The organism is Caulobacter sp. CCH9-E1 (assembly GCF_001556515.1).
Classification (GTDB): Bacteria; Pseudomonadota; Alphaproteobacteria; order Caulobacterales; family Caulobacteraceae; genus Caulobacter.
Genome location: NZ_LSJA01000117.1, coordinates 1 through 20,715, shown reverse-complemented (window position 1 = coordinate 20,715; position 20,715 = coordinate 1). Strand labels below are relative to the sequence as shown.

General features: G+C 68.7%; 23 protein-coding genes. 11 read left to right on the top strand and 12 right to left on the bottom strand.

What is annotated here, in order from left to right; translation table 11 throughout:
* Positions 1-33 precede the first annotated feature (33 nt).
* Positions 34-597, top strand: coding sequence for a 16S rRNA (guanine(966)-N(2))-methyltransferase RsmD (rsmD, locus tag AX690_RS07610; RefSeq protein WP_066683249.1), 564 nt, complete (start codon positions 34-36; stop codon positions 595-597).
* Between the two features lie 108 nt (positions 598-705).
* On the opposite strand, the gene AX690_RS07605 is transcribed toward rsmD, so the two are convergent.
* Positions 706-981: a YjhX family toxin gene (locus AX690_RS07605; RefSeq protein ID WP_066683248.1), complete on the bottom strand. Its 276-nt coding sequence runs from the start codon at positions 979-981 to the stop codon at positions 706-708.
* 250 nt (positions 982-1,231) lie between these two features.
* Positions 1,232-3,190, bottom strand: a complete 1,959-nt coding sequence (locus AX690_RS07600; RefSeq protein ID WP_255357058.1) for an AsmA family protein — start codon at positions 3,188-3,190, stop codon at positions 1,232-1,234.
* Between the two features lie 225 nt (positions 3,191-3,415).
* Here AX690_RS07600 and AX690_RS07595 point away from each other — a divergent pair, with 225 nt between their 5' ends.
* The 3 genes from AX690_RS07595 to AX690_RS07585 are packed head-to-tail and all read left to right on the top strand — an operon-like array spanning position 3,416 to position 5,197.
* Positions 3,416-4,057 (top strand): HAD-IA family hydrolase, encoded by a 642-nt coding sequence (locus AX690_RS07595; RefSeq protein WP_066683193.1) that lies wholly within the window; start codon positions 3,416-3,418, stop codon positions 4,055-4,057.
* A gap of 26 nt (positions 4,058-4,083) precedes the next feature.
* Positions 4,084-4,368, top strand: a complete 285-nt coding sequence (locus AX690_RS07590) for a 4a-hydroxytetrahydrobiopterin dehydratase (protein ID WP_066683192.1) — start codon at positions 4,084-4,086, stop codon at positions 4,366-4,368.
* A 43-nt stretch (positions 4,369-4,411) separates the two neighbouring features.
* Positions 4,412-5,197, top strand: coding sequence for an SDR family oxidoreductase (locus tag AX690_RS07585; RefSeq protein ID WP_066683191.1), 786 nt, complete (start codon positions 4,412-4,414; stop codon positions 5,195-5,197).
* 172 nt (positions 5,198-5,369) lie between these two features.
* Here the strand turns inward: AX690_RS07585 and spdR are convergent, their stop codons facing one another.
* Positions 5,370-5,927, bottom strand: a complete 558-nt coding sequence (spdR, locus tag AX690_RS07580) for a stationary phase response regulator transcription factor SpdR (protein ID WP_066683190.1) — start codon at positions 5,925-5,927, stop codon at positions 5,370-5,372.
* 75 nt (positions 5,928-6,002) lie between these two features.
* Positions 6,003-7,403 carry an ActS/PrrB/RegB family redox-sensitive histidine kinase gene (locus tag AX690_RS07575; RefSeq protein ID WP_066683189.1) on the bottom strand — a complete coding sequence of 467 codons (1,401 nt, stop codon included), beginning with the start codon at positions 7,401-7,403 and terminating at the stop codon, positions 6,003-6,005.
* A gap of 74 nt (positions 7,404-7,477) precedes the next feature.
* Between AX690_RS07575 and AX690_RS07570 the strand changes: the two genes are divergently transcribed.
* Positions 7,478-8,062 carry an SCO family protein gene (locus AX690_RS07570; RefSeq protein ID WP_066683188.1) on the top strand — a complete coding sequence of 195 codons (585 nt, stop codon included), beginning with the start codon at positions 7,478-7,480 and terminating at the stop codon, positions 8,060-8,062.
* Here the strand turns inward: AX690_RS07570 and AX690_RS07565 are convergent.
* Complete coding sequence (locus AX690_RS07565) at positions 8,059-8,421, bottom strand: DUF2200 domain-containing protein (protein WP_066683187.1); 363 nt, start codon at positions 8,419-8,421, stop codon at positions 8,059-8,061. The two genes, AX690_RS07570 and AX690_RS07565, sit on opposite strands and share 4 nt — an antisense overlap.
* Positions 8,422-8,579: 158 nt before the next feature.
* Here AX690_RS07565 and AX690_RS07560 point away from each other — a divergent pair, with 158 nt between their 5' ends.
* A complete protein-coding gene (locus AX690_RS07560) occupies positions 8,580-9,842 on the top strand; it encodes a polyhydroxyalkanoate depolymerase (RefSeq protein ID WP_066683186.1) in 1,263 nt (420 codons plus the stop codon).
* A 45-nt stretch (positions 9,843-9,887) separates the two neighbouring features.
* Positions 9,888-10,607 (top strand): M48 family metallopeptidase, encoded by a 720-nt coding sequence (locus tag AX690_RS07555; protein WP_066683185.1) that lies wholly within the window; start codon positions 9,888-9,890, stop codon positions 10,605-10,607.
* Between the two features lie 133 nt (positions 10,608-10,740).
* Here AX690_RS07555 and AX690_RS07550 read toward each other — a convergent pair whose 3' ends face one another.
* Positions 10,741-12,690, bottom strand: a complete 1,950-nt coding sequence (locus AX690_RS07550; RefSeq protein ID WP_066683184.1) for a transglycosylase domain-containing protein — start codon at positions 12,688-12,690, stop codon at positions 10,741-10,743.
* A gap of 195 nt (positions 12,691-12,885) precedes the next feature.
* Between AX690_RS07550 and recQ the strand changes: the two genes are divergently transcribed.
* Both recQ and AX690_RS07540 read left to right on the top strand, forming a co-directional pair.
* Positions 12,886-14,727, top strand: a complete 1,842-nt coding sequence (gene recQ, locus AX690_RS07545; protein WP_066683183.1) for a DNA helicase RecQ — start codon at positions 12,886-12,888, stop codon at positions 14,725-14,727.
* A 45-nt stretch (positions 14,728-14,772) separates the two neighbouring features.
* Positions 14,773-15,093: a hypothetical protein gene (locus AX690_RS07540; RefSeq protein ID WP_066683182.1), complete on the top strand. Its 321-nt coding sequence runs from the start codon at positions 14,773-14,775 to the stop codon at positions 15,091-15,093.
* A 103-nt stretch (positions 15,094-15,196) separates the two neighbouring features.
* Here the strand turns inward: AX690_RS07540 and mmcB are convergent, their stop codons facing one another.
* Together mmcB and AX690_RS07530 are read right to left on the bottom strand one after the other, a co-directional pair.
* On the bottom strand, positions 15,197-15,652 hold the full coding sequence (mmcB, locus tag AX690_RS07535) for a DNA repair putative endonuclease MmcB (RefSeq protein ID WP_066683181.1): 456 nt from the start codon (positions 15,650-15,652) through the stop codon (positions 15,197-15,199).
* A gap of 110 nt (positions 15,653-15,762) precedes the next feature.
* A complete protein-coding gene (locus AX690_RS07530) occupies positions 15,763-16,542 on the bottom strand; it encodes an alpha/beta fold hydrolase (protein ID WP_066683180.1) in 780 nt (259 codons plus the stop codon).
* A gap of 143 nt (positions 16,543-16,685) precedes the next feature.
* On the opposite strand from AX690_RS07530, the gene AX690_RS07525 reads away from it, so the two are divergent.
* Positions 16,686-17,165, top strand: a complete 480-nt coding sequence (locus tag AX690_RS07525) for a MarR family winged helix-turn-helix transcriptional regulator (protein ID WP_066683179.1) — start codon at positions 16,686-16,688, stop codon at positions 17,163-17,165.
* Between the two features lie 19 nt (positions 17,166-17,184).
* Here the strand turns inward: AX690_RS07525 and AX690_RS07520 are convergent, their stop codons facing one another.
* The 3 genes from AX690_RS07520 to AX690_RS07510 all read right to left on the bottom strand — a co-directional run bounded on the left by AX690_RS07520 (position 17,185) and on the right by AX690_RS07510 (position 19,351).
* The gene (locus tag AX690_RS07520; protein WP_066683178.1) at positions 17,185-17,448 is read right to left on the bottom strand and encodes a hypothetical protein; all 264 of its coding nucleotides are present in this window, start codon (positions 17,446-17,448) and stop codon (positions 17,185-17,187) included.
* Positions 17,449-17,502: 54 nt separating this feature from the next.
* A complete protein-coding gene (locus AX690_RS07515) occupies positions 17,503-18,036 on the bottom strand; it encodes a lipocalin family protein (protein WP_066683177.1) in 534 nt (177 codons plus the stop codon).
* 187 nt (positions 18,037-18,223) lie between these two features.
* Positions 18,224-19,351, bottom strand: coding sequence for a ferritin-like domain-containing protein (locus tag AX690_RS07510; protein ID WP_066683176.1), 1,128 nt, complete (start codon positions 19,349-19,351; stop codon positions 18,224-18,226).
* Between the two features lie 152 nt (positions 19,352-19,503).
* Between AX690_RS07510 and AX690_RS07505 the strand changes: the two genes are divergently transcribed.
* Positions 19,504-20,208 (top strand): NAD-dependent deacylase, encoded by a 705-nt coding sequence (locus tag AX690_RS07505; RefSeq protein WP_066683175.1) that lies wholly within the window; start codon positions 19,504-19,506, stop codon positions 20,206-20,208.
* Here AX690_RS07505 and AX690_RS07500 read toward each other — a convergent pair.
* The coding region (locus AX690_RS07500; protein WP_066730318.1) for a class I SAM-dependent methyltransferase at positions 20,205-20,715 on the bottom strand (511 nt) is incomplete at its 5' end. The genes AX690_RS07505 and AX690_RS07500 overlap by 4 nt on opposite strands.

The following is a 20,715-nucleotide window of genomic DNA, read 5'->3' as shown; positions in this document are numbered from 1 at the left end:
GAGCGGAGCGTCCGGTAGGATGTGGGCCGCCTGATGCGCATCGTTTCGGGCCAGTATCGCGGCAAGGCCATCGTCGCCCCGCCGGGCGACGCCACCCGCCCCACCTCCGACCGCGCCCGTCAGGCCGTGTTCAACATCCTGGAGCACGCCGCCTGGGCGCCGGAACTGCATGGCGCGCGCGTGATCGACATGTTCGCGGGCTCTGGCGCGCTGGGCCTCGAGGCCCTGTCGCGCGGCGCCGGCTTCTGCCTGTTCGTCGAGACCGACGACGCCGCGCGGGGCGCGATCCGCGAGAACATCGACGCCATGAACCTGTTCGGCGTCACCCGCGTGCATCGTCGCGACGCCACCGACCTGGGTCCTCGTCCGGCCAGCGCCGGCGCCCCGTTCGACATCGCGTTCCTCGATCCGCCCTACGCCAAGGGCCTGGGCGAGAAGGCGGTGGCTGAACTGAAGGCCCACGACTGGCTGGCCCCCGGCGCGATCCTGATGTTCGAGCGCGGCCGGGGCGAGCCCGATCCCGCGCTGGAAGGCTTCGAACAGATCGACGCGCGCGACTATGGCGCGGCCAGGGTGCTGTTCTTCAAGCTGTTGTAAAATCAACCCGTCCCAATCCCGTGTCATCCCGGAAGCCTCGCAGAGGCTATCCGGGCTCAAGGCCGAGGCGCGGCCGGGATGACACGGAAGGGGTTAGGCCAAGCCTGATCACCAGGCTCGCGCGCCCACCCGATTGTCGAGTTGAGCGCGCAGGTTGGCGAGGCCCTGTCGGGTGATGCGATAGGGCCCGCCGTCCTGGCTGGCGATCAGCCTTTTCCTTTTCAGCGATTGGAAGACCCCGACGGTGCAGTCGGTGAGCGTCCACCCATCGCGGGTCACGCAATAGGCCGCCAGGATGCGGCCGTTCTCATCGCGTTCGAGGTCGATCCGGCCGCCTTGGGCCAGGGCGTGCAGCGTCCGTTGCTGCGGTTTTGAGATGTTCAAGGGATTGTCCGAGAGATCGAGGCGCGTGATCACGCGTCCGCCCGGGTCTCTGCGAGACCCGTCTTTCCTCAAGACAGGGCGTGACTAGTCACGCCCTGCGGGACGCGCGGGCGGAGCGGGCCTAGCGACTTTCGAACCTTGAGGTTCGGAGCCTGTTAGGCCCGGACCTCGCGCACAATCTCTGACATGAACCACACTGGGTTTCGGATGACGCGGAACATGGCGCCAAGGCGGGCCAAGCTCAAGTGTCCTACTTCTTCGCCTTCGCCGGCGTGGTCTGGGACACCTTCACCGGCGCGCCCGATTGGCGGGCGTCGCTGACCAGGCTGGCGCAGTCGGCGTCCTTGGCCTCGCCGGCGGTCAGGAAGGGCAGCAGCAGGGCGGCGGGATTGACCAGCGAGGCCAGGGCCGCGGCGACGCCGCCCTGACCGACCGCCTTGCTGGGATCGAGGCCCATCTTCGGCGCCAGGAACGGGCCCTTGATCGTGATCGGGATGAATAGGCGCACCAGGCGCGGCTTCTTGCTGTCGCCCTCGATGCGGAAGTCCATCCGCTCGGTCGCCAGGTTGATCGTCCCGCGGCCGCGCGCCAGCACCACGCCGGTGTCGGCGACAAGGTGGTTGGTCGTCATGACGCCGTTCTTGACCGAGAAGTCGGCGACGGCGCAGCGAACGGGCGTCTCCTTGTCGCTCTTGGACAGCAGCAGGATCAGGCCCTTGGAGGCGTTGACGCCCAAGAGCTCGGCGAAGGCCTGCCGGATTTCGCCGCGCGGGGCGACGAGCGTCAGATCGCCGTTGGCGGTCGAGGCCGCGCGATGGACGCTATTGCCGACGCCGGACAGCTTGGCTCGCGCCATCACCGTGCCCGAGATCGCCGGCTTGCCCTCGCTCTGGATCGGAATGAACTCCTCGAGACGCCCGTTGGTCAGGGTGAGGTCGAGCTCGGTGCGCGGAACGGCCGGCTGGGCGTCCAGGCGCACCTTCCCGCGCAGGTCGCCGCGCGAGAAGGTGAAGGCCAGCGGGTCAAGGGTCAGCACGCCGTCCTTCAGGTCCAGCTTCAGGCTGACCTTTTCCAGCGGCAGGTTCGGCGCGTTCACCGCATCGGCGCGATAGCTGACCTTGGCGTCCATGGCCCGGACGCGCTCCACCTGCAACGTGGCGTCGGGCAGAAGGCGGCGGGTCGCGTCGCGCTGGGCGGCCTCGACCTTCTGGCCGGCCGAGGCGGTCTCGCCGCGACCCGTGGCCGGCGCCGCGCCGACCAGGCTGCCCAGGTCGTCGAAGTCCAGGCGGCGCGAGCGCAGTTCGGCTTCCAGATAGGGGCGCTCCCGCCCAGTCAGCACGAACAGGTCGCCGGCGATGTCGCTGTCGCCGACGCGGCCGGTCAGCTTCTGGAAATCGTAACGCGCGCCCTTGCGGACCATGTGGCCCGAGACCCGATAGGGCGGGGTGTTGGGCAGGGTCAGGCCGGTCAGGTCGTGCAGCCGGTTGAGGTCGGCGCCGGACACGGTGAGGTCGGTCTCGAACCGTCCGAGATCAAAGGGCTTGGTCACCCGGCCGTGGGCGACGATCCGCGTCGCTCCCGCCCGCACCTCGGCGTCGAACGGATAGGGGCGGCTGGGCGAGATGTTCAGCAGCGGCCCGCCGCTGACCTCGGCCGTGAAGGCGGATCGGTTGAGGGTCCCGTTGCCTTCCAGCACGAACCGGCCGCCGCGTTCGCCGGCCCGTTCCTGGGCGTTCACCGAGCCGACGAACAGGGTCCCGCGCTGGCGGTCGTCGAAGCGGAGCTTGCCGTCGTTGATCACGAACCGCTGGATGGCGGGCAGCTTCAGCGGCTTGTCGCTCTTGCGCGTCCCGAAGGTCCAGTTGGCCTTGCCGTCCTTGTCGCGCAGCAGGCGGACGTCCGGCTTGTCCAGCGCCAGGAAGGGCATGATCACCTCGCCGCGCAGCAGCGGCAGGATCTTGATCTGCACCGCGATCCGCTGGAGCTGGACCATGTGGCCGGCCTCGGGATCGACCTTCCTCGCCCAGGCCGGCTGACCGATCCGCACGCCATAGGCCTCGGCCTTCGGCGAGAACGACCAGGGATGGACGCGCAGGTCGCCGCTGATCGTCACCTCGCGCTGCATCTGGGCCGAGGCGTAGCGGCTCAAGGGACCCCGCAGCCAGTTCCAGTCGAAGATCACCAGGAAGGCGATGATCGCGGCGACCAGCGCCAGGGCCGAGCCGATGCCGATCAGGGCGCGCCGCGACAGGCCGCGCCACGGAGGACGCGGAGGCTTTGGCGGCAGGGTGACGTCGGCGGTCGACAGCGGCTTAGCTCCGGTTGAACCCTCCTAACGCGCGAGGGCGGTGGTCATGTTCCCTGCCGTGGGGCTTCCCCTTCGGGCGTCGCGCGGCTAGCCTTCGGTCAAACAAGTGTTTGATGGGGGCGGAAGATGGCGATCGAGGCGGTGATCTGGGACTTCGGCGGCGTCTTCACGACCTCGCCCTTCGAGGCCTTTCGCCGCTACGAGGTCGAACGCGGCCTGCCCAAGGACTTCATCCGCACGGTCAACGCCGCGGATCCGGACGCCAACGCCTGGGCGCGGTTCGAGCGGGCCGAGATCGACGCGGCGGCCTTCGACGGCCTCTTCCTGGAGGAGGCGACGCGGCTGGGCCACGCCGTGCGCGGCGCCGAGGTGCTGCCGCTGCTGTATGGCGACCTGCGGCCGCGCGTGATGGACGCGCTGAAGGCCTGCAAGGCCCGCTTCAAGGTCGGCTGCATCACCAACAACGTCCCGACCGGCCACGGTCCCGGCATGGCCCAGAGCGCCGAGAAGGCGCTGGCGGTGGGCGAGATCATGGCCCTGTTCGACGCGGTGATCGAAAGCTCCAAGGCCGGGGTGCGCAAGCCCGACCCGCGCATCTATCAAATGATGTGCGAGCTCCTCGGCGTCGCGCCCGAGGCCTGCGTCTATCTCGACGACCTGGGGATCAACTGCAAGCCGGCGGCGGCCTTGGGCATGACCGCCATCAAGGTCTCCAGCGAAGACCAGCTGCTGGCGGACCTTGCCCAAGCGACCGGATTGGCGTTCTGAGGGGGCGAGACTCTCTCGGAGGAACCATGTCCCGTCCCAGGATCGGCGCCGCCGCCGCGATCGCCCAGCTCGACGGCTGGACCGTCGCGGAAGGCCACGAGGACGCCATCAAGAAGACCTTCCGCTTCGCCGACTTCAACGAAGCCTTCGGCTTCATGACCCGCGTCGCCCTGATGGCCGACAAGCTCGACCACCATCCAGAGTGGTTCAACGTCTACAACCGCGTCGAGGTGCTGCTGACCACCCACGACGCCGACGGCGTGACCGAGCTGGACGTGACGCTCGCGAAGTTCATGGACAGCGCGGCCTGAAGAATTCAAACTCCCGTTTGAATTATAATCGGGAGGACGCCGCATGGCGCAGAGCACGGGCCGGGTCGCCGGCAAGAAGGCCTTCATCACCGGCGGGGCCCAGGGGCTGGGCGCGGCGGCGGGGCGTCGCCTCGCCGAAGAGGGCGCCACGATCACCCTGGCCGACATCAATCTGGCCGGCGCGCAGGCCGTGGCCGCCGAGATCAACGCCAAGTACGGCGCCGGGACCGCCTTCGCCCTGCATCTCGACGTCACGCAGGAAGACCAGTGGATCGAGGCGCTTGAGAAGGCCAACGGCCTGATGGGCGGCATCTCGGTGCTGCTGAACAACGCCGGCGTCGCGGGCGACAAGCCGCTGGAGGCGATGGAGTTCGACCTCTGGAAGCGGATCATGTCGATCAATGTCGACAGCGTCTTCCTGGGCGCCAAGCACGCCCTGACCTATATGCGGGCGCACCAGCCGGGCTCGATCGTCAACATCAGCTCGATCGCCGGCCTGATCGCCAACCACAACTCGCCCGCCTACAACGCCAGCAAGGCGGCGGTGTGGATGCTGAGCAAGAACATCGCGCTCTACTGCGCCAAGCAGGGCCTCGACATCCGCTCCAACTCGATCCACCCGACCTTCATCGACACGCCGATCCTGGACCCGCTGAACCAGCGGCTGGGCAAGGAAGAGACGCAGGCCAAGCTCGGACGGCAGATCCCGGTGGGCCACATCGGCGAGCCGAACGACATCGCCAACGCCGTGCTCTACCTGGCCAGCGACGAGAGCAAGTTCGTCACCGGCGCCGAGATCAAGGTCGACGGCGGCATTTCGGCGATGTGATCTGAAGGCCTTCTCCCCTGGCGGGAGAAGGTGTCGGCGAAGCCGACGGATGAGGGGTTGAAGAACGAAAACGCCGCGAGAGCCGATCGGCCATCGCGGCGTTTCTGTCGGTGCGACCCCTCACCCGGCCCTGGCGGGCCACCCTCTCCCGCAAGGGGAGAAGGGAGGCGGATCAGCGCGGCGCGCGCTTGGCCAGGATCCGCTGGAGCGTCCGGCGGTGCATGTTCAGTCGCCGCGCGGTTTCCGAGACGTTGTGGCCGCACATCTCGTAGACGCGCTGGATGTGCTCCCAGCGGACGCGGTCGGCGCTCATCGGATTTTCCGGCGGCGCCGGCGCGGCGTCCTTGGCCGCCAGCAGGGCGCGGGCCACGTCGTCGGCGTCGGCCGGCTTGGAGAGGTAGTCGACCACCCCCGCCTTCACCGCCGCCACGGCCGTGGCGATATTGCCGTAGCCGGTCAGCATGATGACCTTGGCGTCGGGCCGCGCGTCGCGCACCGCCTCGACGACCTTCAGGCCCGAGCCGTCCTCCAGCCGCATGTCGAGCACGGCGTGCGCCGGGGCCTGGGCGCGCAGGATGGTCAGGGCCTCGGCCACGGAAGCCGCCAACGTCACCTCGAACCCGCGCTGCTCCAGAGCTCGTCCGAGCCGGGTCCGCAACGGGCCGTCGTCGTCCAACAGAAGCAGAGTCTTGTCCGGCAGCGCCGAAACCAGCTCACCGATATCCGCCATGAAGTCAGCCCCTCCCCGGGCCAATACTCAACAGGCCAAATAGTATTCTATCCTTCCGCGCATCCGCGTCATAACTCAAGCCCCCGTATAACCTGGAGCTTCCAACGCGGCGCGCGGCCAACGCGCGGACACCACGGTGCCGCCGCGACGACCATTACGGAAATCGACCGTCGCGCCTGTCCGTTCCAGCAAGGTCTTGGCGATGAAGAAGCCCAGACCCATGCCGATATGACCGGTGCGCGAGCCTTCCGCGCCGGGACGCGTGGTCACGTACGGCTCGCCCAGCTTGGCTAAGACCTCCGGCGAAAAGCCTGGCCCGTCGTCGCGGGCTTCGATGACAATATGTCGCGGGTCGAAGCGAGCGATGACGATCACCTCGCTGCGGGCGAAGTCCACCGCGTTCTCCACGATCGACGTCATGGCGTGGATGATCTCGGGGCGGCGCCAGATGTCCGGCGCCGTCTCGCCGGCCGGGCCATTGACCACGGCCTCGACCCGGATGCCGTGCACCAGGTGCGGCTCGATCACGTCCTGGACCAGCTGCACCAGGCTCATGCGCTCGTGCACGGCGTCCTGGGCCTCGGGCATTTCCGTCAGGCGCTGGAGGATCTCGCGGCAGCGGGCGGCCTGGCCGATCAGGAGCTCGGCGTCCTCGCGGACCTCCTCGCTGGTGGCGTTGCGGGCCATCTCGCGCGAGACGACCGAGATGGTCGCCAGCGGCGTGCCCAGCTCGTGCGCCGCCGCCGCCGCCAGGGCGCCCAGGGCCGACAGCCGCTGCTCGCGGGCCAGCACCGTCTCGGTGACGTTCAGGGCCAGCTCCATGCGGGCCGACTCGCTGGCCGCCTGCCAGGCGTAGGCGGCCGTCAGGATGATGCCAACGATGCGGGCGGAGACGACGAACCACAGATTGAACGGCGAGGAGTCTGGAAGGATCGGCCTACCGTCGATGGTGGGCAGGGGCATATGGAAAATGGCCAACAGGATCGAGGCGGCGATGGCCAGGGCCCCCAGGCCCATCGCGTAGCGCGCGGGCAGGGTGGCGGCCGCCAACGTGGCCGGCGCGATCAGCAGCAGGGCGAACGGATTGTAGGCGCCGCCGGTCAGGTAGATCAGGCCGGAAAGCTGCAAGATATCGAAAGCGATCTGTGCGGTCGCTTCGCCGTCGCGGGCCATCCTTTGGCCGTTGGCCGCCAGGCCGAGCAGGACGTTCAGCCAGGCCGACAACGCCACCAGGGTGAAGCACATCGCCCACGGCACGTGCATCTTCAGCGCCAGGCCCGAGACCAGCAGGGCCGCCGTCTGGCCGACGACCCAGGCCCAGCGCTGGGCCAGGAGGGTGCGAACACGAAGGCGGCTACGTCTCAGTCCGGGCGCGGTCCAGCCCCAGGCGTCGTCTTGCGCCGGTTCGTCGCCCGGCCTATCGAGCCCATTGCGGCGCGGATCCTCGGGCATTCCAGCAAACGAGACGTCAGCCATGACCGCAAGATTGTCCAGAATTGCGCGCTTTGCGAGTGCAAAAGGATGGGCTGAGACAAAAGGATGCGCCGCCGATGCTTCGTCAACGTCTGGTCCTGATCGTCGTTTGCCTGCTGGGTCTGCTTGTCGTCGGCGGCCTGGTCTGGCGCGCCAGCACGCTCAGCGAGCAGCCGGCCGCCGCGGTCGGCGGCCCGTTCCAGCTGGTCGACCAGAACGGCGCCCCGACCACCGAGAAGGTCCTCAAGGGCAAGTGGAGCGCGGTGTTCTTTGGCTTCACCTACTGCCCCGATGTGTGCCCCGGCACCCTGCAAGGCCTGGCGGCCGCGACCGAGCAGCTGGGGCCCAAGGCCAAGGACCTGCAGATCGTCTTCATCTCGATCGACCCCGAGCGCGACACGCCCGCCCAGATGAAGGCTTACCTGTCGGCCGACTATGTGCCGAAATCGACGATCGGCCTTACGGGAACGCAGGCCCAGGTCGACGCCGCGGCCAAGGCCTACAAGGTCTATTACGCCAAGGTCGGGACGGGCCCCGGCTACACCATGGACCACTCGACGGCGATCTACCTGATGGACCCCAAGGGCCGCTTCAGGACGGTGATCCCCTACAACCAGCCGCCGGCCGACATCGCCGCGCGGATCAAGGCGGCGATGGACTAGAGCTGAGGCTCGCCGCGCAGGATCTTGTTCATCGCCTTGCCCTTGGCCAGCTCGTCGATCAGCTTGTCGAGATAGCGGATCTCCCGCATCAGCGGATCTTCGACCGTCTCGACGCGCACGCCGCACACCGAGCCGGTAATGGTCAGGCGCGCCGGGTTCAGCGCGGGGGCTTGGCCGAAAAAGGTCTCGAAGTCGGTGCGCTGCGCCAGATGCGCCTCGAACGCCGCCGGGCTGAAGCCGGTCAGCCACAGGATGATCTCGTCGACCTCGGCCTTGGTCCGGCCCTTCTTCTCGGCCTTGGCGACGTAGTGGGGGTAAACGCTGGCGAAGCTGGTGGCGTACAGCCTGTGCTTGGTCATCAGGATCTCCCCGCCGTCGCTCTCCGGCGACCTTAGCATCCCGCGGTGCGCATGATAGCGGTCACGTCCGCGGCGCAAAGCGATGCCATGCCGCACGCAAGACTAGACTCTGTTAGCTATCGGTATGCTATGTTGCGCTGCAACATTGCGGGTGCGACATGCTCTACGCCCTTCACGAGGCGGCCTATTACGCCTCGACCCCGATGCGCCTCGCGGCGCTGGCGGCCCGGGATTTCTGGGGCTCGCCGCTGAACCCGGCCGCCGACTCGGCCCTGGGCCGACGCGTGCGCGCCGGCGCCGACCTGTTCGCCAATGTCACCCGACGCTACGGCAAGCCCAAGTGGAACATCGACAAGGTCAAGGTCGGCCAGGTCGACGTCCGCGTCCGCCCGACCGTGGTCTGGGAAAGCCCCTGGGCGCGTCTCATCCAGTTCGATCGCGACATGGCCGACATGCGCCGGGCGGGCAAGTTCTCGCTGGACCCGGCGGTGCTGATCGTCGCGCCCCTGTCGGGCCACTACGCCACCTTGCTGCGCGGCACGGTCGAGGCCTTCCTGCCCGACCACGCGGTCTTCATCGTCGACTGGGTCAACGCCCGCGAGGTCTCGGTCCTGGAGGGCCGCTTCGACTTCCACGACTATATCGACCACGTGATCCAGATGCTGGAGGTGCTGGGGCCGCGCCCGAACGTGGTCGCCGTCTGCCAGCCCGGCCCGCCGGTCCTGGCGGCCGCCGCCCTGATGGCTCAGCAGAACCACCCCTCGCGTCCGGCCAGCATGACCTTCATGGGCTCGCCGATCGATGCGCGGCTGTCGCCGACCGTCACCAACCAGCTGGCCGAGGAAAAGCCGTTCGCCTGGTTCCAGTCGAACATGATCTACACCGTGCCGCCGCCCTATGTGGGCGCAGGAAGGCGCGTCTATCCGGGCTTCGTCCAGCTGGCCAGCTTCATGAGCATGAACGCCGAGCGCCACCAGGAGGCCCACCGCCGCTACTTCAACCACCTGGTCAGCGGCGACGGCGACAGCGCCGACAAGCACCTGGAGTTCTACGACGAGTACCTGTCGGTCCTGGACCTGACCGAGGAATTCTACCTCCAGACCATCGACATCGTCTTCCAGCAGTACCTGCTGCCCAAGGGCGAGCTGACGCACCGCGGAACCTTGGTGAAACCCGAGGCGATCACCGACATCGGCCTGATGACGGTCGAGGGCGAGAACGACGACATCTCCGGCATCGGCCAGACCCAGGCCGCCCACGGCCTGTGCCCGAACATCCCGGACGACATGAAGCTGGACTATGTCCAGCCCAGCGTCGGCCACTACGGCGTGTTCAACGGCCGCCGGTTCCGCGAGGAGATCTATCCCCGCGTCCGCGCCTTCATCCGCAAGTGCGACCCGAATTTCGCGGAAGAAGCCTAGAGGCCGCATCTTGCGACGCGGGCCCTCGCACGCGATCTAGGGGCCATGTTCTCGCGCATGGCTCAAAGGTTCTCTGACGGCGATCGGCTGGAGATCGGCGGCTGGCCGGTGCGGCTGCGCGTCGACGGCCGGGCGCGGCGGGTGTCGCTGCGGGTCGACCGCGCCAAGTCCGAGATCGTCGCCCTGGCGCCCAGCCCTCGGCGCCTCAACGAGGCCGTCGCCTTCGCCCAGGAGAAGTCCGGCTGGATCGCCAAGCAGCTGGCGGCCCTGCCCCAGCGCATGAGCCTGGCGCCCGGCGGCGTGCTGCGGCTGAACGACAAACCCTATCGCCTCGAGGTCGGCCCCGGCCGCGCAAGGCTGGAAGAGGATCGCATCGTCGCGCCCGACGATCCCAACTGGGGCCTGAAGGTGATCCGCCTGGCCAAGCGCGAGGCGCTGGCCGTGCTGACCGAGCGCACGGCCGTCCACGCCGCCGCCCTGGGCCGGCCCATGCCGTCCGTCGCGGTGGCCGACCCGAAGGCCCGCTGGGGCTCATGCCGGCCCGCCACGTCGCGCGCCCCGGCGGCGATCCGCTACAGCTGGCGGCTCATCCTGGCCCCGGCGGCGGTGGCCGACTACGTCGCCGCCCACGAATGCGCGCACCTGATCGAGGCCAACCACGGGCCGAAATTCTGGGCGCTGTGCGAGCGGCTGGCCGGCGATCCGGCCCCGCACCGCGCCTGGCTGCGGGCCCACGCGGCCGAGCTGCACGCGATCGGGGCTTAGTTTTGCGTTGGATCCTCCCCCGCGATGGGGGGAGGTGGTCCAGAGGGCCGGAGGGGGCTAACGCGGCCGATATCCAGCTCGCCCCCTCAGTCGCTCCGCGACAGCTCCCCCGCATCGCGGGGGAGCGTCTTACTCAATAAGGCAGCTGCCCGGGCGGCGGCGCGGTTCCGGCCGGGGTTTCGGCCGCGGGGCCTTCGGGCGCTGGATTGAGCAGGTCGCCGATCGGGTCCGGCGCTTCCGGAGGCGGCGCGACCCCGCCGGGGATCGGGGTGGCCTTCAGGCGCGGCAGGGCGGCGGTCATGAACGAGCGCCAGATCTCGGCCGGCGCGCCGCCGCCGGTCACGCGGCGCATGGTGGTGTTGTCGTCCTTGCCGGTCCAGACGGCGGTCACGAAGCCGCCCGTGTAGCCGACGAACCAGGCGTCGCGGTAATCGCTGGTGGTGCCGGTCTTGCCGGCGATGTCGTAGCCGCCGACCCGGGCGCGCGTTCCCGTGCCCGAGGTCACGACCTCGCGCATCATCTGGTTCATGTACTGCAGGGCGGGCGTGCCGATCACCGCCGCGCGGGCCTGCTTGTCGACATTGTGGTCGTACAGGACCTTGCCCTTGGCCGTGCGGATGCGCTCGATGCCGTAGCCCTTGGCCAGGAAGCCGCCGTTGGCGAACGGGGCGTAGGCCTGGGCCATCTCCATCGGCGAGACCTCGACCGCGCCCAGGGCCATCGACGGGTCCAGCTGGATCTTGCTGGTGATCCCTAAGCGCCGGGCGGTGTTGGCGACGTTGCTGGTGCCGACCTCGCTGGCCAGGCGCGCGGCGACCGTGTTGATCGACTGGGCGAGCGCCGTCTGCATGGTGATCTGGCCCAGGTACTTGCCGGTGTAGTTGCGCGGCTCCCAGTTGCCGATCTTCACCGGCTCGTCGACGACCATCATGTCGGGCGTGCGGCCCTGCTCCATGGCGGTCAGGTAGACGAACGGCTTGAAGGCCGAGCCGGCCTGGCGGCGGGCGGTGGTGGCGCGGTCGAACTGGCTGTCGGCGTAGTCGGCGCCGCCGACATAGGCGCGGATGCGGCCCTCGCCGTCGATGGCCACCAGGGCCGACTGCTGGACGCCCTGCTTTCCGTAGGCCTCGACGCCCTGCTTCACCGCGCGCTCGGCGGCGACCTGGATCGGCAGGTCCAGGGTCGTCTCGACCACCAGGTCCTCGGTCGGTTCGCCGACCAGCGAGCGGACCTGGGCGTCGATATAGTCGGTGAAGTACTGGGCGCGCTGGTTGGCCAGGGTGGCCGAGACCTGCACCGGGGTGCTGAAGGCCTGGTCGCGCTGCTCGGGCGTGATGGCCTTGATGCGCACCATCTCGTCCAGGACGATGGTGGCGCGGCGAGCGGCGCGCTCCTTGGCCGAGACCGGCGAATAGCGGGCCGGGCCCTTCATCATGCCGGCCAGCAGGGCGGCCTCGCCGACCGACAGCTCCCTGGCGGGCTTGTTGAAATAGCGCTGCGAGGCGGCCTCGATGCCATAGGCGCCGGCGCCGAAATAGACCCGGTTCATGTAGAGGGCCAGGATCTGCTTCTTGGAGAACTTCATCTCCAGCCAGACGGCCAGGATCAGCTCCTGGGCCTTGCGGCGATAGTTCTGGGCCGGGCTCAGGAACAGGTTGCGGGCCAGCTGCTGGGTGATGGTCGAGCCGCCGCGCTGGGGGCCGTCATGGGTGGCGTTCCAGATCGCCGAGCGGATGATGCCCCAGGGGTTGAAGCCGAAGTGGTGATAGAATTGCCGGTCCTCGATCGCCACGAAGGCGGCCGGCACGTATTCGGGCAGGGCGTCGATGTCGACCGGCGGCGCATACTGGCTGCCGCGGACGGCCAGGAGGGCGCCCGAGCGGTCCAGATAGTTGATCGAGGGCTGGCGCTTGACGTCGTACAGGGTCGAGGTGTCGGGCAGGTCGCGGGCGAACACCGCGAAGAAGGCCACGACGAAGATCAGGCCCCAGATCCCGAGCACGGTTCCCCAATAGACCAGGGCCTGGAGCGGGGTGCGTTGCGGCTTCGCCGGCTTGTTTCCGCCGAAGGGTCCGTTCGCCATGTTGGTATCGTTCCTGCGCGCGCCGGGGGTCTTTGAGCGCGTTCCGTTTAGCCGAACCCCACAGAACGCGCGACAACATTGACGAGATATGAACGCGGCGGTTTTCAGGCCTAGCCGCGCGAGCGTCGCCAGAGAAACGACGGCGCCTGCGATCCTGCCTTGGCGACGCGCGGACGGAACGCCATAACCACGCCCGTGTACGTTCCTCCCGAATCCCCAGAGCTTGATCAGGCGCGCGACGTCCTGCGCCGCACCTTCGGCCATGCCGATTTCCGCGGCATGCAGGCGGGGGTGGTCAATGAGATCCTGGCCGGGCGCAGCGCCATGGCCGTGCTGCCGACGGGCGGCGGCAAGAGCCTGTGCTACCAGATCCCGTCGCTGATCCGGCCGGGGGTCGGCCTCGTCGTCTCGCCGCTGATCGCCCTGATGGCCGACCAGGTCCAGGGCTTGCGCCAGGCGGGCGTGGCGGCCGAGCGGCTGGACAGCAACATCTCGCTGGACGAGCGGTCGGACATCTGGCGGCGCATCGACGCCGGCGAGGTCGACCTGCTCTATCTGTCGCCCGAAGGCCTGATGCAGCCGTGGATGCTGGAGCGCCTGTCGCGCACGCCGCTGGCCCTGGTCGCCGTCGACGAGGCCCACTGCGTCAGCCAGTGGGGCCACGACTTCCGCCCCGAATATCGGATGCTGGGGCGCCTGGCCGAGCTGTTTCCCGACGTGCCGCGCCTGGCGGTGACCGCCACCGCCGACGCCCGCACCCGCGACGACATCCGCGCCGAGCTGCGCCTGGACGGCGCGGCCGAGTTCGTCGACAGCTTCGCCCGCCCGGAGCTGGCCCTCAGCGCCGAACGCAAGCGCGGCAAGGGCCATGACCGGGTCGTGGAACTGGTCCTGGAGCGGCGGGGCCGCTCGGGCGTGGTCTATGCCGGCTCGCGCGACGCCACCGAGAAGCTGGCCGAGAAGCTGAACGCCGAGGGCGTGCCGGCCCTGGCCTATCACGCCGGCCTCGATAAGGCGGTGCGCGCGCGCCGGCTGGAGGACTTCCTGGAGGCCGACGCCGCGGTGATGGTGGCGACCATCGCGTTCGGCATGGGCGTCGACAAGCCCGACGTCCGCTTCGTGATCCACGCCGATCCGCCCGCCGCGATCGAGGCCTACTGGCAGGAGGTCGGCCGCGCCGGCCGCGACCGCCAGCCGGCCGAGGGCATCACCCTCTACGGCTCGGCCGACATGGCCTGGGCCGCGCGCCGGATCGAGACCCGCGAGGCGCCCGACGAGGTCAAGCAGGTCCAGTCCCGGAAACTCCGCCAGTTCTACGCCATGCTCGAAGGCGTCACTTGCCGCGCGGCCGCCGTGCGCCGCTACTTCGGCGAGGAGGGCGTGGCCCGCTGCGGGGTCTGCGACATCTGCGTCTCGCCGCCCGCCGCGACCGACGCCACCGAGGCCGCCCAGAAGGCCCTCTCGGCCGTGCACCGCCTGGGCGGGCGGCTGGGGCGCGGCCGGGTGATCGAACACCTGCTGGGCAAGACCAAGGACGTCACGCCCAGCGAGGCGCAGCTGCCGACCTTCGGCATCGGCCGCGAGCTGAGTCAGCCGGCTTGGCGCGACCTGTTCGACACCCTGATCTTCGAGGGCCTGCTGCGCGAGGATCCCAATGACGGCCGTCCGCTGATCGGCCTGGGCGATGTCGAGGGCGTGCGCCAGGTCTATCGCGGCGAGCGGCGGGTGGCGCTGCGCCAGATGGTCGACGCGCCCGAGACCGGCCGGGCCTCCGGCGCCCGCAAGCGGCGGGAAGGCAAGGCGCTCTCGATCCCGGCCGACAACCAGGTGCTGTTCGAGGCCCTGCGCGCCTGGCGCAAGGAGGCCGCGCAGCTGCAGCACGTGCCGCCCTACGTCATCTTCCACGACGCCACCCTGGCCGAGATCGCCGCGGCGCGGCCGACCACCTTGGCCGCCCTCGGCAAGGCCGGCGGCGTGGGGCAGGGCAAGCTCGATCGCTACGGCGAGGCGGTTTTGAAGGTCGTGCGGGAGAACTAAACCGGGCGGGACGTGTTAGTGTGGCTCAAGCCGAGGAGCCTCCCCATGACCGACGTCACCAGCTTTACCCCCGACACCTCTTCCGCGTCCGCCATCGACGGCGCCGAGAAGGCCGTCGCCGACAAGACCGAGCGCGCCAAGGAAGCGGTCAGCAAGGCCGTGAAGTCCGCGCGCGAAACCGCCGCCGAGGTCGCCGAACAGACCCGCACCTTCGCCGCCGAAAAGGCCAAGGTCGGCGCGGCCTGGACCCGCGACAAGGCTCAGGTGGCCCATCACGTCGCCGAAGAGCGCCCGCTGGGCGTCGCCCTGGGCGCTTTCGCGATTGGCCTGGGCGTCGGCTTCCTGATCGCCCGCAGCCGCGACTAGAACACTTCACGGCCTGACGGCGTCAGGCCGTGAGCTCCAATCTTTTGTTTGACGCATTTTTCTTCACGCGAACCGGGACCACTTCGCTCGAAAAATGCTCTCGCTACAAACTCAGGCGCTCGGCGTTCACCCCCGCCGCCCGCAAGGCGGCGAGGCGTGCGAACGCCAGCGTCAGGGCCTTGCGACGCGCCGGCGCCAGAGGGGCGAGCGGCGCCTCGCGCACGACCGCCCCGCCAAAGCCGTCGGCGACCAGCAGCCCCGGCTCGTCCGGCAGCACCCCTTCGGGAAAGCTGGGCGCGACGGCGAAGTAGAAGGCGTCGCAGAACGGCGCGTACTCGCCCCACTTCCGGTCGACCCGGAAGTCATCGAGCCCCGACTTCACCTCGACGATCAGCACATCCCCTTTCGGGCCCAGCGCCATCAGGTCGGCGCGGCGGCCGTTCGGCAAGGTGACCTCGGCCAAAGGCGCATAGCCCAGGTCGACGAGCAGCCGCGCGGCCCCACGCGTGACGGCGAGGGTGGTCTCTGGTCGGCTCTGCAGCTGGATGATGACGTCCACGCTCAGATCATGTTCCAGCTTTGTTCGCGGATCAAGCCCGCGCTTAATGCAGAGCCGCCGGCGCACAGGTGCGCCGACGGCTTGTCTTCAGGCGGTGAGCGCCCTCGCGGTCAGTGTGTCTTTTCGCCGGCCGCCTTCGCCGCCTTGTCGATGACATTGGCGACGGCCTCGGGCTGGCTCAGGAAGACGACGTGGCTGCCCTTGATCTCGACGGTCTGGGCGCCGATCCGGGTGGCGGTCTTGCGCAGCAGCTTGGGATCGATGGCCCCGTCCTGGGTCGCCACGACGAACCAGCTGGGCTTGACCCGCCAGGCGGCCTTCGTGACCTTGTCGCCGAAGGCGGACATGGCGATCGGAACCTGGGAGTCGCGCATGAAGGCCGCGTCCGCGTCGCCGACATCGCCGGCGAAGCCGGACTTGAACTTGGCCAGGTTGACGAAGCCGAAGTCGTCGGACTGGGCCTCGATGACGAAGCCGGGCGGGGCGGGGATTTCGGCGAACTGGTCGCCCGTCGACTCGCCGGTGTCCGGCGCCAGGGCGGCGACATAAACGAGGCCCGCGACCTTGGGATCGTTGCCGGCCTCGGTGATCACCGTGCCGCCGTAGGAGTGGCCAACCAGGATGGTCGGACCGTCCTGGCGGGCCAGCACGCGACGGGTCGCGGCCACATCGTCGGCCAGGGAGGTCAGGGGATTCTGGACGACGCTGACCTTGTAGCCCTTGGCGGTCAGGCGGTCGTAGACCCCGCGCCAGCCCGAACCGTCGGCGAAGGCTCCGTGGACCAGGACAACGTTATGGACGTTCGCCGGGATGGTCTGGGCCTGCGCGGCGGAAGCCAGGCCGGCGACGGCGGCGGCGGCGATCAGGATGGTGCGGAACGAGCGGGTCATGGGGCGTCTCCTTGTGAGCGTTTCTGCGATATTCGTTATCGCGATAATTGTTGTGTAGCGGCGACATTCGATCGCGTCCAGCGAAAAATTATCGCGATATGTTTTATTGCGGCTTGCGCCTATATGAGAGAGAGGAGACCAACATGACCGACACGCCCCCGCCCCCCCTCGACGGCCAGCTCTGCTACGCCATCTATTCCGCCGGGATCGCCATCCAGCGGACCTACAAGCCCCTGCTCGACGCGCTGGGCCTGACCTATCCGCAGTATCTGGTGCTGAACCTGCTGTGGGCCGAGGACGGTCAGCCGGTGGGTCGTCTGGCCGAACAGCTGGCGCTGGAGTCCAGCACGCTGACGCCGCTGCTCAAGCGTCTCGAGGCGGCCGGCATGGTGCGGCGCGCGCGCAATCCCGACAACGAGCGTCAGGTGATCATCACCCTGACCCCGGCGGGGCGTGCTCTGCGGGAGAAGGCGGGCTGTCTCGCCGCGGCGCTGCTGGAGACCTCCGGCCACGCGGCCGACGACTTGAACGCCCTCAATCGCCAGGTTCGCGCGCTGCGCGACGATATCTATCGCGGCATGGGCGGCTGGGGCGCAGGAGGCGACTCCTCGGAGGAGACCTGAAGGCCGCGAGCCTGACGCGTCAGGCGCCCCGGGGCTCGTAGACCACCCGGCATTCGCCGTCGATCGTGGTGTAGCGGTGGCTGGCCGCGTCAACGAACGAGATACGGCCTTCGTCGTACTCGACCTTGCCGGTCGAGCGGCCCTTGAAGGTCTCGGTCCCGTAGCTCCAGCAGGTGATGTCGGCCGGGCGATCGGTCCAGGTCGCGTCGTTGCGGGCGCGCTTGCTGTCGGTGCAGGCGGTCAGCGCGCCGGCGACGGCGAGAAGCGTTAGAGCGGTTTTCATCGCGCCACTCTTCCACGGCCTTCGCCGGATCCAAAGCCCAACCTTAGGTCGGCCTCACGGGCCGGGCTGCTTCGTCTGGCGCAGCATGCCGACGTCGTAGCCCAGGGCCTTGGCGCGCGCGGTCAGGGCCTCGCGGTCGGCGGGGGAGGGAACACGGCGCGACAGAAGCCACAGGTACTTCCCCGACCCCTCGCCGACGATCGACCAGCTGTAGTCGTCGGCGTGATCCAGCACCCAGTAGTCGCCATAGAACGGGCCGAAGAAGCTGACCTTCAGTTTGGCGTTGGTGGTCGTGTCGACGATCTTGGCCTTGCCTTCCGCCGTCCTTACCGGGCCGTCCAGCCCGCCTTGGCGGCAGGTGTTCAGCACGCGGATCAGGCCGTCGGCGCGCTTGGAATATTCTGCGGTGACGCCCTCGCAGCCCTTCTCGAACCGCATGTCGTAGCGCGCGACCTCGTACCACTTGCCCAGATAGCGATCGAGCTCGACGGCCTTGGCCGGCTGGGGCGGATTCGGATTGCCGCTGGGGCCGGAGACGCAGGCGCTCAGCGACAGGACGAGCGGCAAGGCGAGCAGGGCGGCGCGCATGGGATCTCCGGGCTGGACGCGCCCTCTAGGCGGGCGCTCTGACGATACGCCCCCGGGAGCTTGGCGGATGGGCGCAGGCCCTCAAAACGACGACCGCCCCGCCGGGGTTCCGGCGGGGCGGCGCTGCGCCGGCAGGGTGGTGGGAAGCCCTACTCGGCGGCGATGCTGACCGCCGACAGCTTTCTTTCTACTCGGCCGCGATACTAATCGCGCCCGTCGGACGGTCCTTGAAGTTGATCGCCTGCAGGTGGCGGATGCCCTCTTCGGCGATGTCGTCGCCGACCATCCGCTCGCCCTCGCCCTTCAGCTCGTCGAGGTCAACATACATGGCGTAGAAGGCCTTGGTGCGGTCGGTGATGATGCCGGCGTTGAGCAGCGTCTTGACCAGCACCCGGAAGATGTTGGTCTGCTCCTTCATGTTCTCCCGACGCACGTCGTCGGTCATGATCTTCCCGTACTCCTCGACCACCTTGTCGGGATCCAGGCCGAACTCGGCGTAGAGGTCCAGCTGCTGGTGCGGCGACACCAGGTTGAACAGCAGGGTCTGGAAGCAGTGCGCCGCCCAGTCCTCGATGATCGCGTGCTCTTCGGCCGAGAGTTTCGGCACCGTGCGGTCGGCCCAGATCTTCCCGAACTTGTGGTGGAAGGCCTCGTCGGTCATCACCAGCTGCAGGAGCTTCTTGCCGACCGGGTCATGGATGTTGTTGTAGAAGGTGGCGAAGGCGCCCATGGCCAGGCCCTCGACCAGCATCTGCATGCCGATGATCTTCTTGTAGACCTCGGGCGCGCCGATGATCTCGACCAGCAGGCTCTTCAGGGCCGGGCCGCATTCGACCGGCTTGCCCCAGCGGGCCTTGATGTACTTGGCGAAGGCCGTGACGTGGCGGGCCTCTTCGCGGGTCTGGTTGGCGGCGTATTCCTGCGCGCCCTGGTCCCTCAGCACGTGGCACAGGCTGGCCGACAGGTTCAGCGCGCCCTGCTCGCCGTGCAGGATCGAGGAGAAGTTCCGCAGCACCGACTGGTTGATGAAGCGGATGCGCTGCTTGGGATCGGACAGGTGGTTGGAGACGTAGTCGGTCGACAGGGCGATGACCATGTCCTCGGGAACCAGCGCCTGGTTCTCCATGTCGAACGGCTCGTCGAAATCGATATAGGCCTTGTCCAGCGGATCCCAGAAGTGGTCGTGGGTCGCGGAGATGATCTTGTCGAACGCGGTCGAGCGGCTGTTGTACCGGTCGAGTTCGAGCATCGCCTCGAAGTCGTCCGGCGCCACCGCGTCGTACATGGCGTCCTTGGTGATGTTCTTGTCCGTCATGGCGTGGCTCCCTAATCGCCGCGTGACATGGCTTGTGACAGACCCGTCTTGCGCGGATCCTCGTCGATCTGAACACTGTCAACTCAACGCTTGACGCGGGTCAAATGAAAAATGACGGAGGCGTCAGGTTTGTTGACCAAGAGAGGCTGGGAATGAGGATCTTCGTGCTGACCGGAGCCGGCGTCTCGGCCGAAAGCGGTCTTGGCACCTTCCGAGACAAGGACGGGGTCTGGACGAAGTACGACCTGCGCGATGTCGCCACGCCGGAGGGCTTCGCGCGCGATCCGGCCCTGGTGCGGGCCTTCTACAACGCCCGCCGCGCCAATCTCGCCGACGCTTCGCCCAACGCCGCGCACGCGGCCCTGGCGCGTCTGGAGGCCGAGCTGGCGGCGCGGGGCGGCGAGCTCTTTCTCTGCACCCAGAACGTCGACGACCTGCACGAGAAGGCCGGCTCGCGGCGGGTGGTCCACATGCACGGCGAGTTGGCGGTGACCCGCTGCCATCACTGCCAGGCGCTGAAGCCCGACATGGCGCCCCTGACCGCCGGGGCCGTCTGCGAGGCTTGTGGCCAAGCCGACGGGGCGCGGCCCCACGTCGTCTGGTTCGGGGAAATGCCGCTGTTCCTGGATGAGATCGACGCGGCCCTCTCGCGCGCCGACCTCTTCGTCTCGATCGGCACCTCGGGCGCGGTCTACCCCGCCGCCGGCTTCGTGGCCGAGGCGCGGGCCATGGGCGTGGCGACCTGCGAGATCAATCTGGAGCCGTCGGCCAACGCCTACATGTTCGATGAAAAGCTCTATGGCCCCGCCAGCGAGCTCGTGCCGGCCTGGGTCGAGCGGGTGCTGCGGGGGCTCTAGGCGAGCCGCGCCACGCCCTGCTCGCACCAGCCCATCGGCCGCGGGGCCTTGTCGAAGTAGAACCGCCGGCCCTCGTCGACCCGGAAGCCCGCCGCCTCGACGGCCGCCGTCACGGGACGCGTCAGGTGACAGCCGCCCGCCAGGCGCTTCCACAGAGGCTCGATACGTCTTTGCCAGCGGGACACCCCGGCGTCGGGCGAAAGGCCGTGTTCGCAGAACAGGAAGGTCCCGCCCGGCTTCAGCACCCGCCGCGTCTCGGCCAGCGCGGCGGCCGGCGAGCGCACCGAGCACAGGGTGAAGGTGCAAAGCACGGTGTCGAACCGCGCATCGGCGAAGGGCAAGGCCTCGGCCTCGCCCGGCAGGATCTCGACCTTGAGCCCGTCTGGGCGCGGGGCCCCCTCCGCGATCGCTCGCAGCTCGGCGGAGGGATCGACGCCGGTGACGCGGATCGCGCGCGCCGGATCGTAGAAGGCGAGATTCAGGCCGCCGCCGACGCCCAGCTCCAGC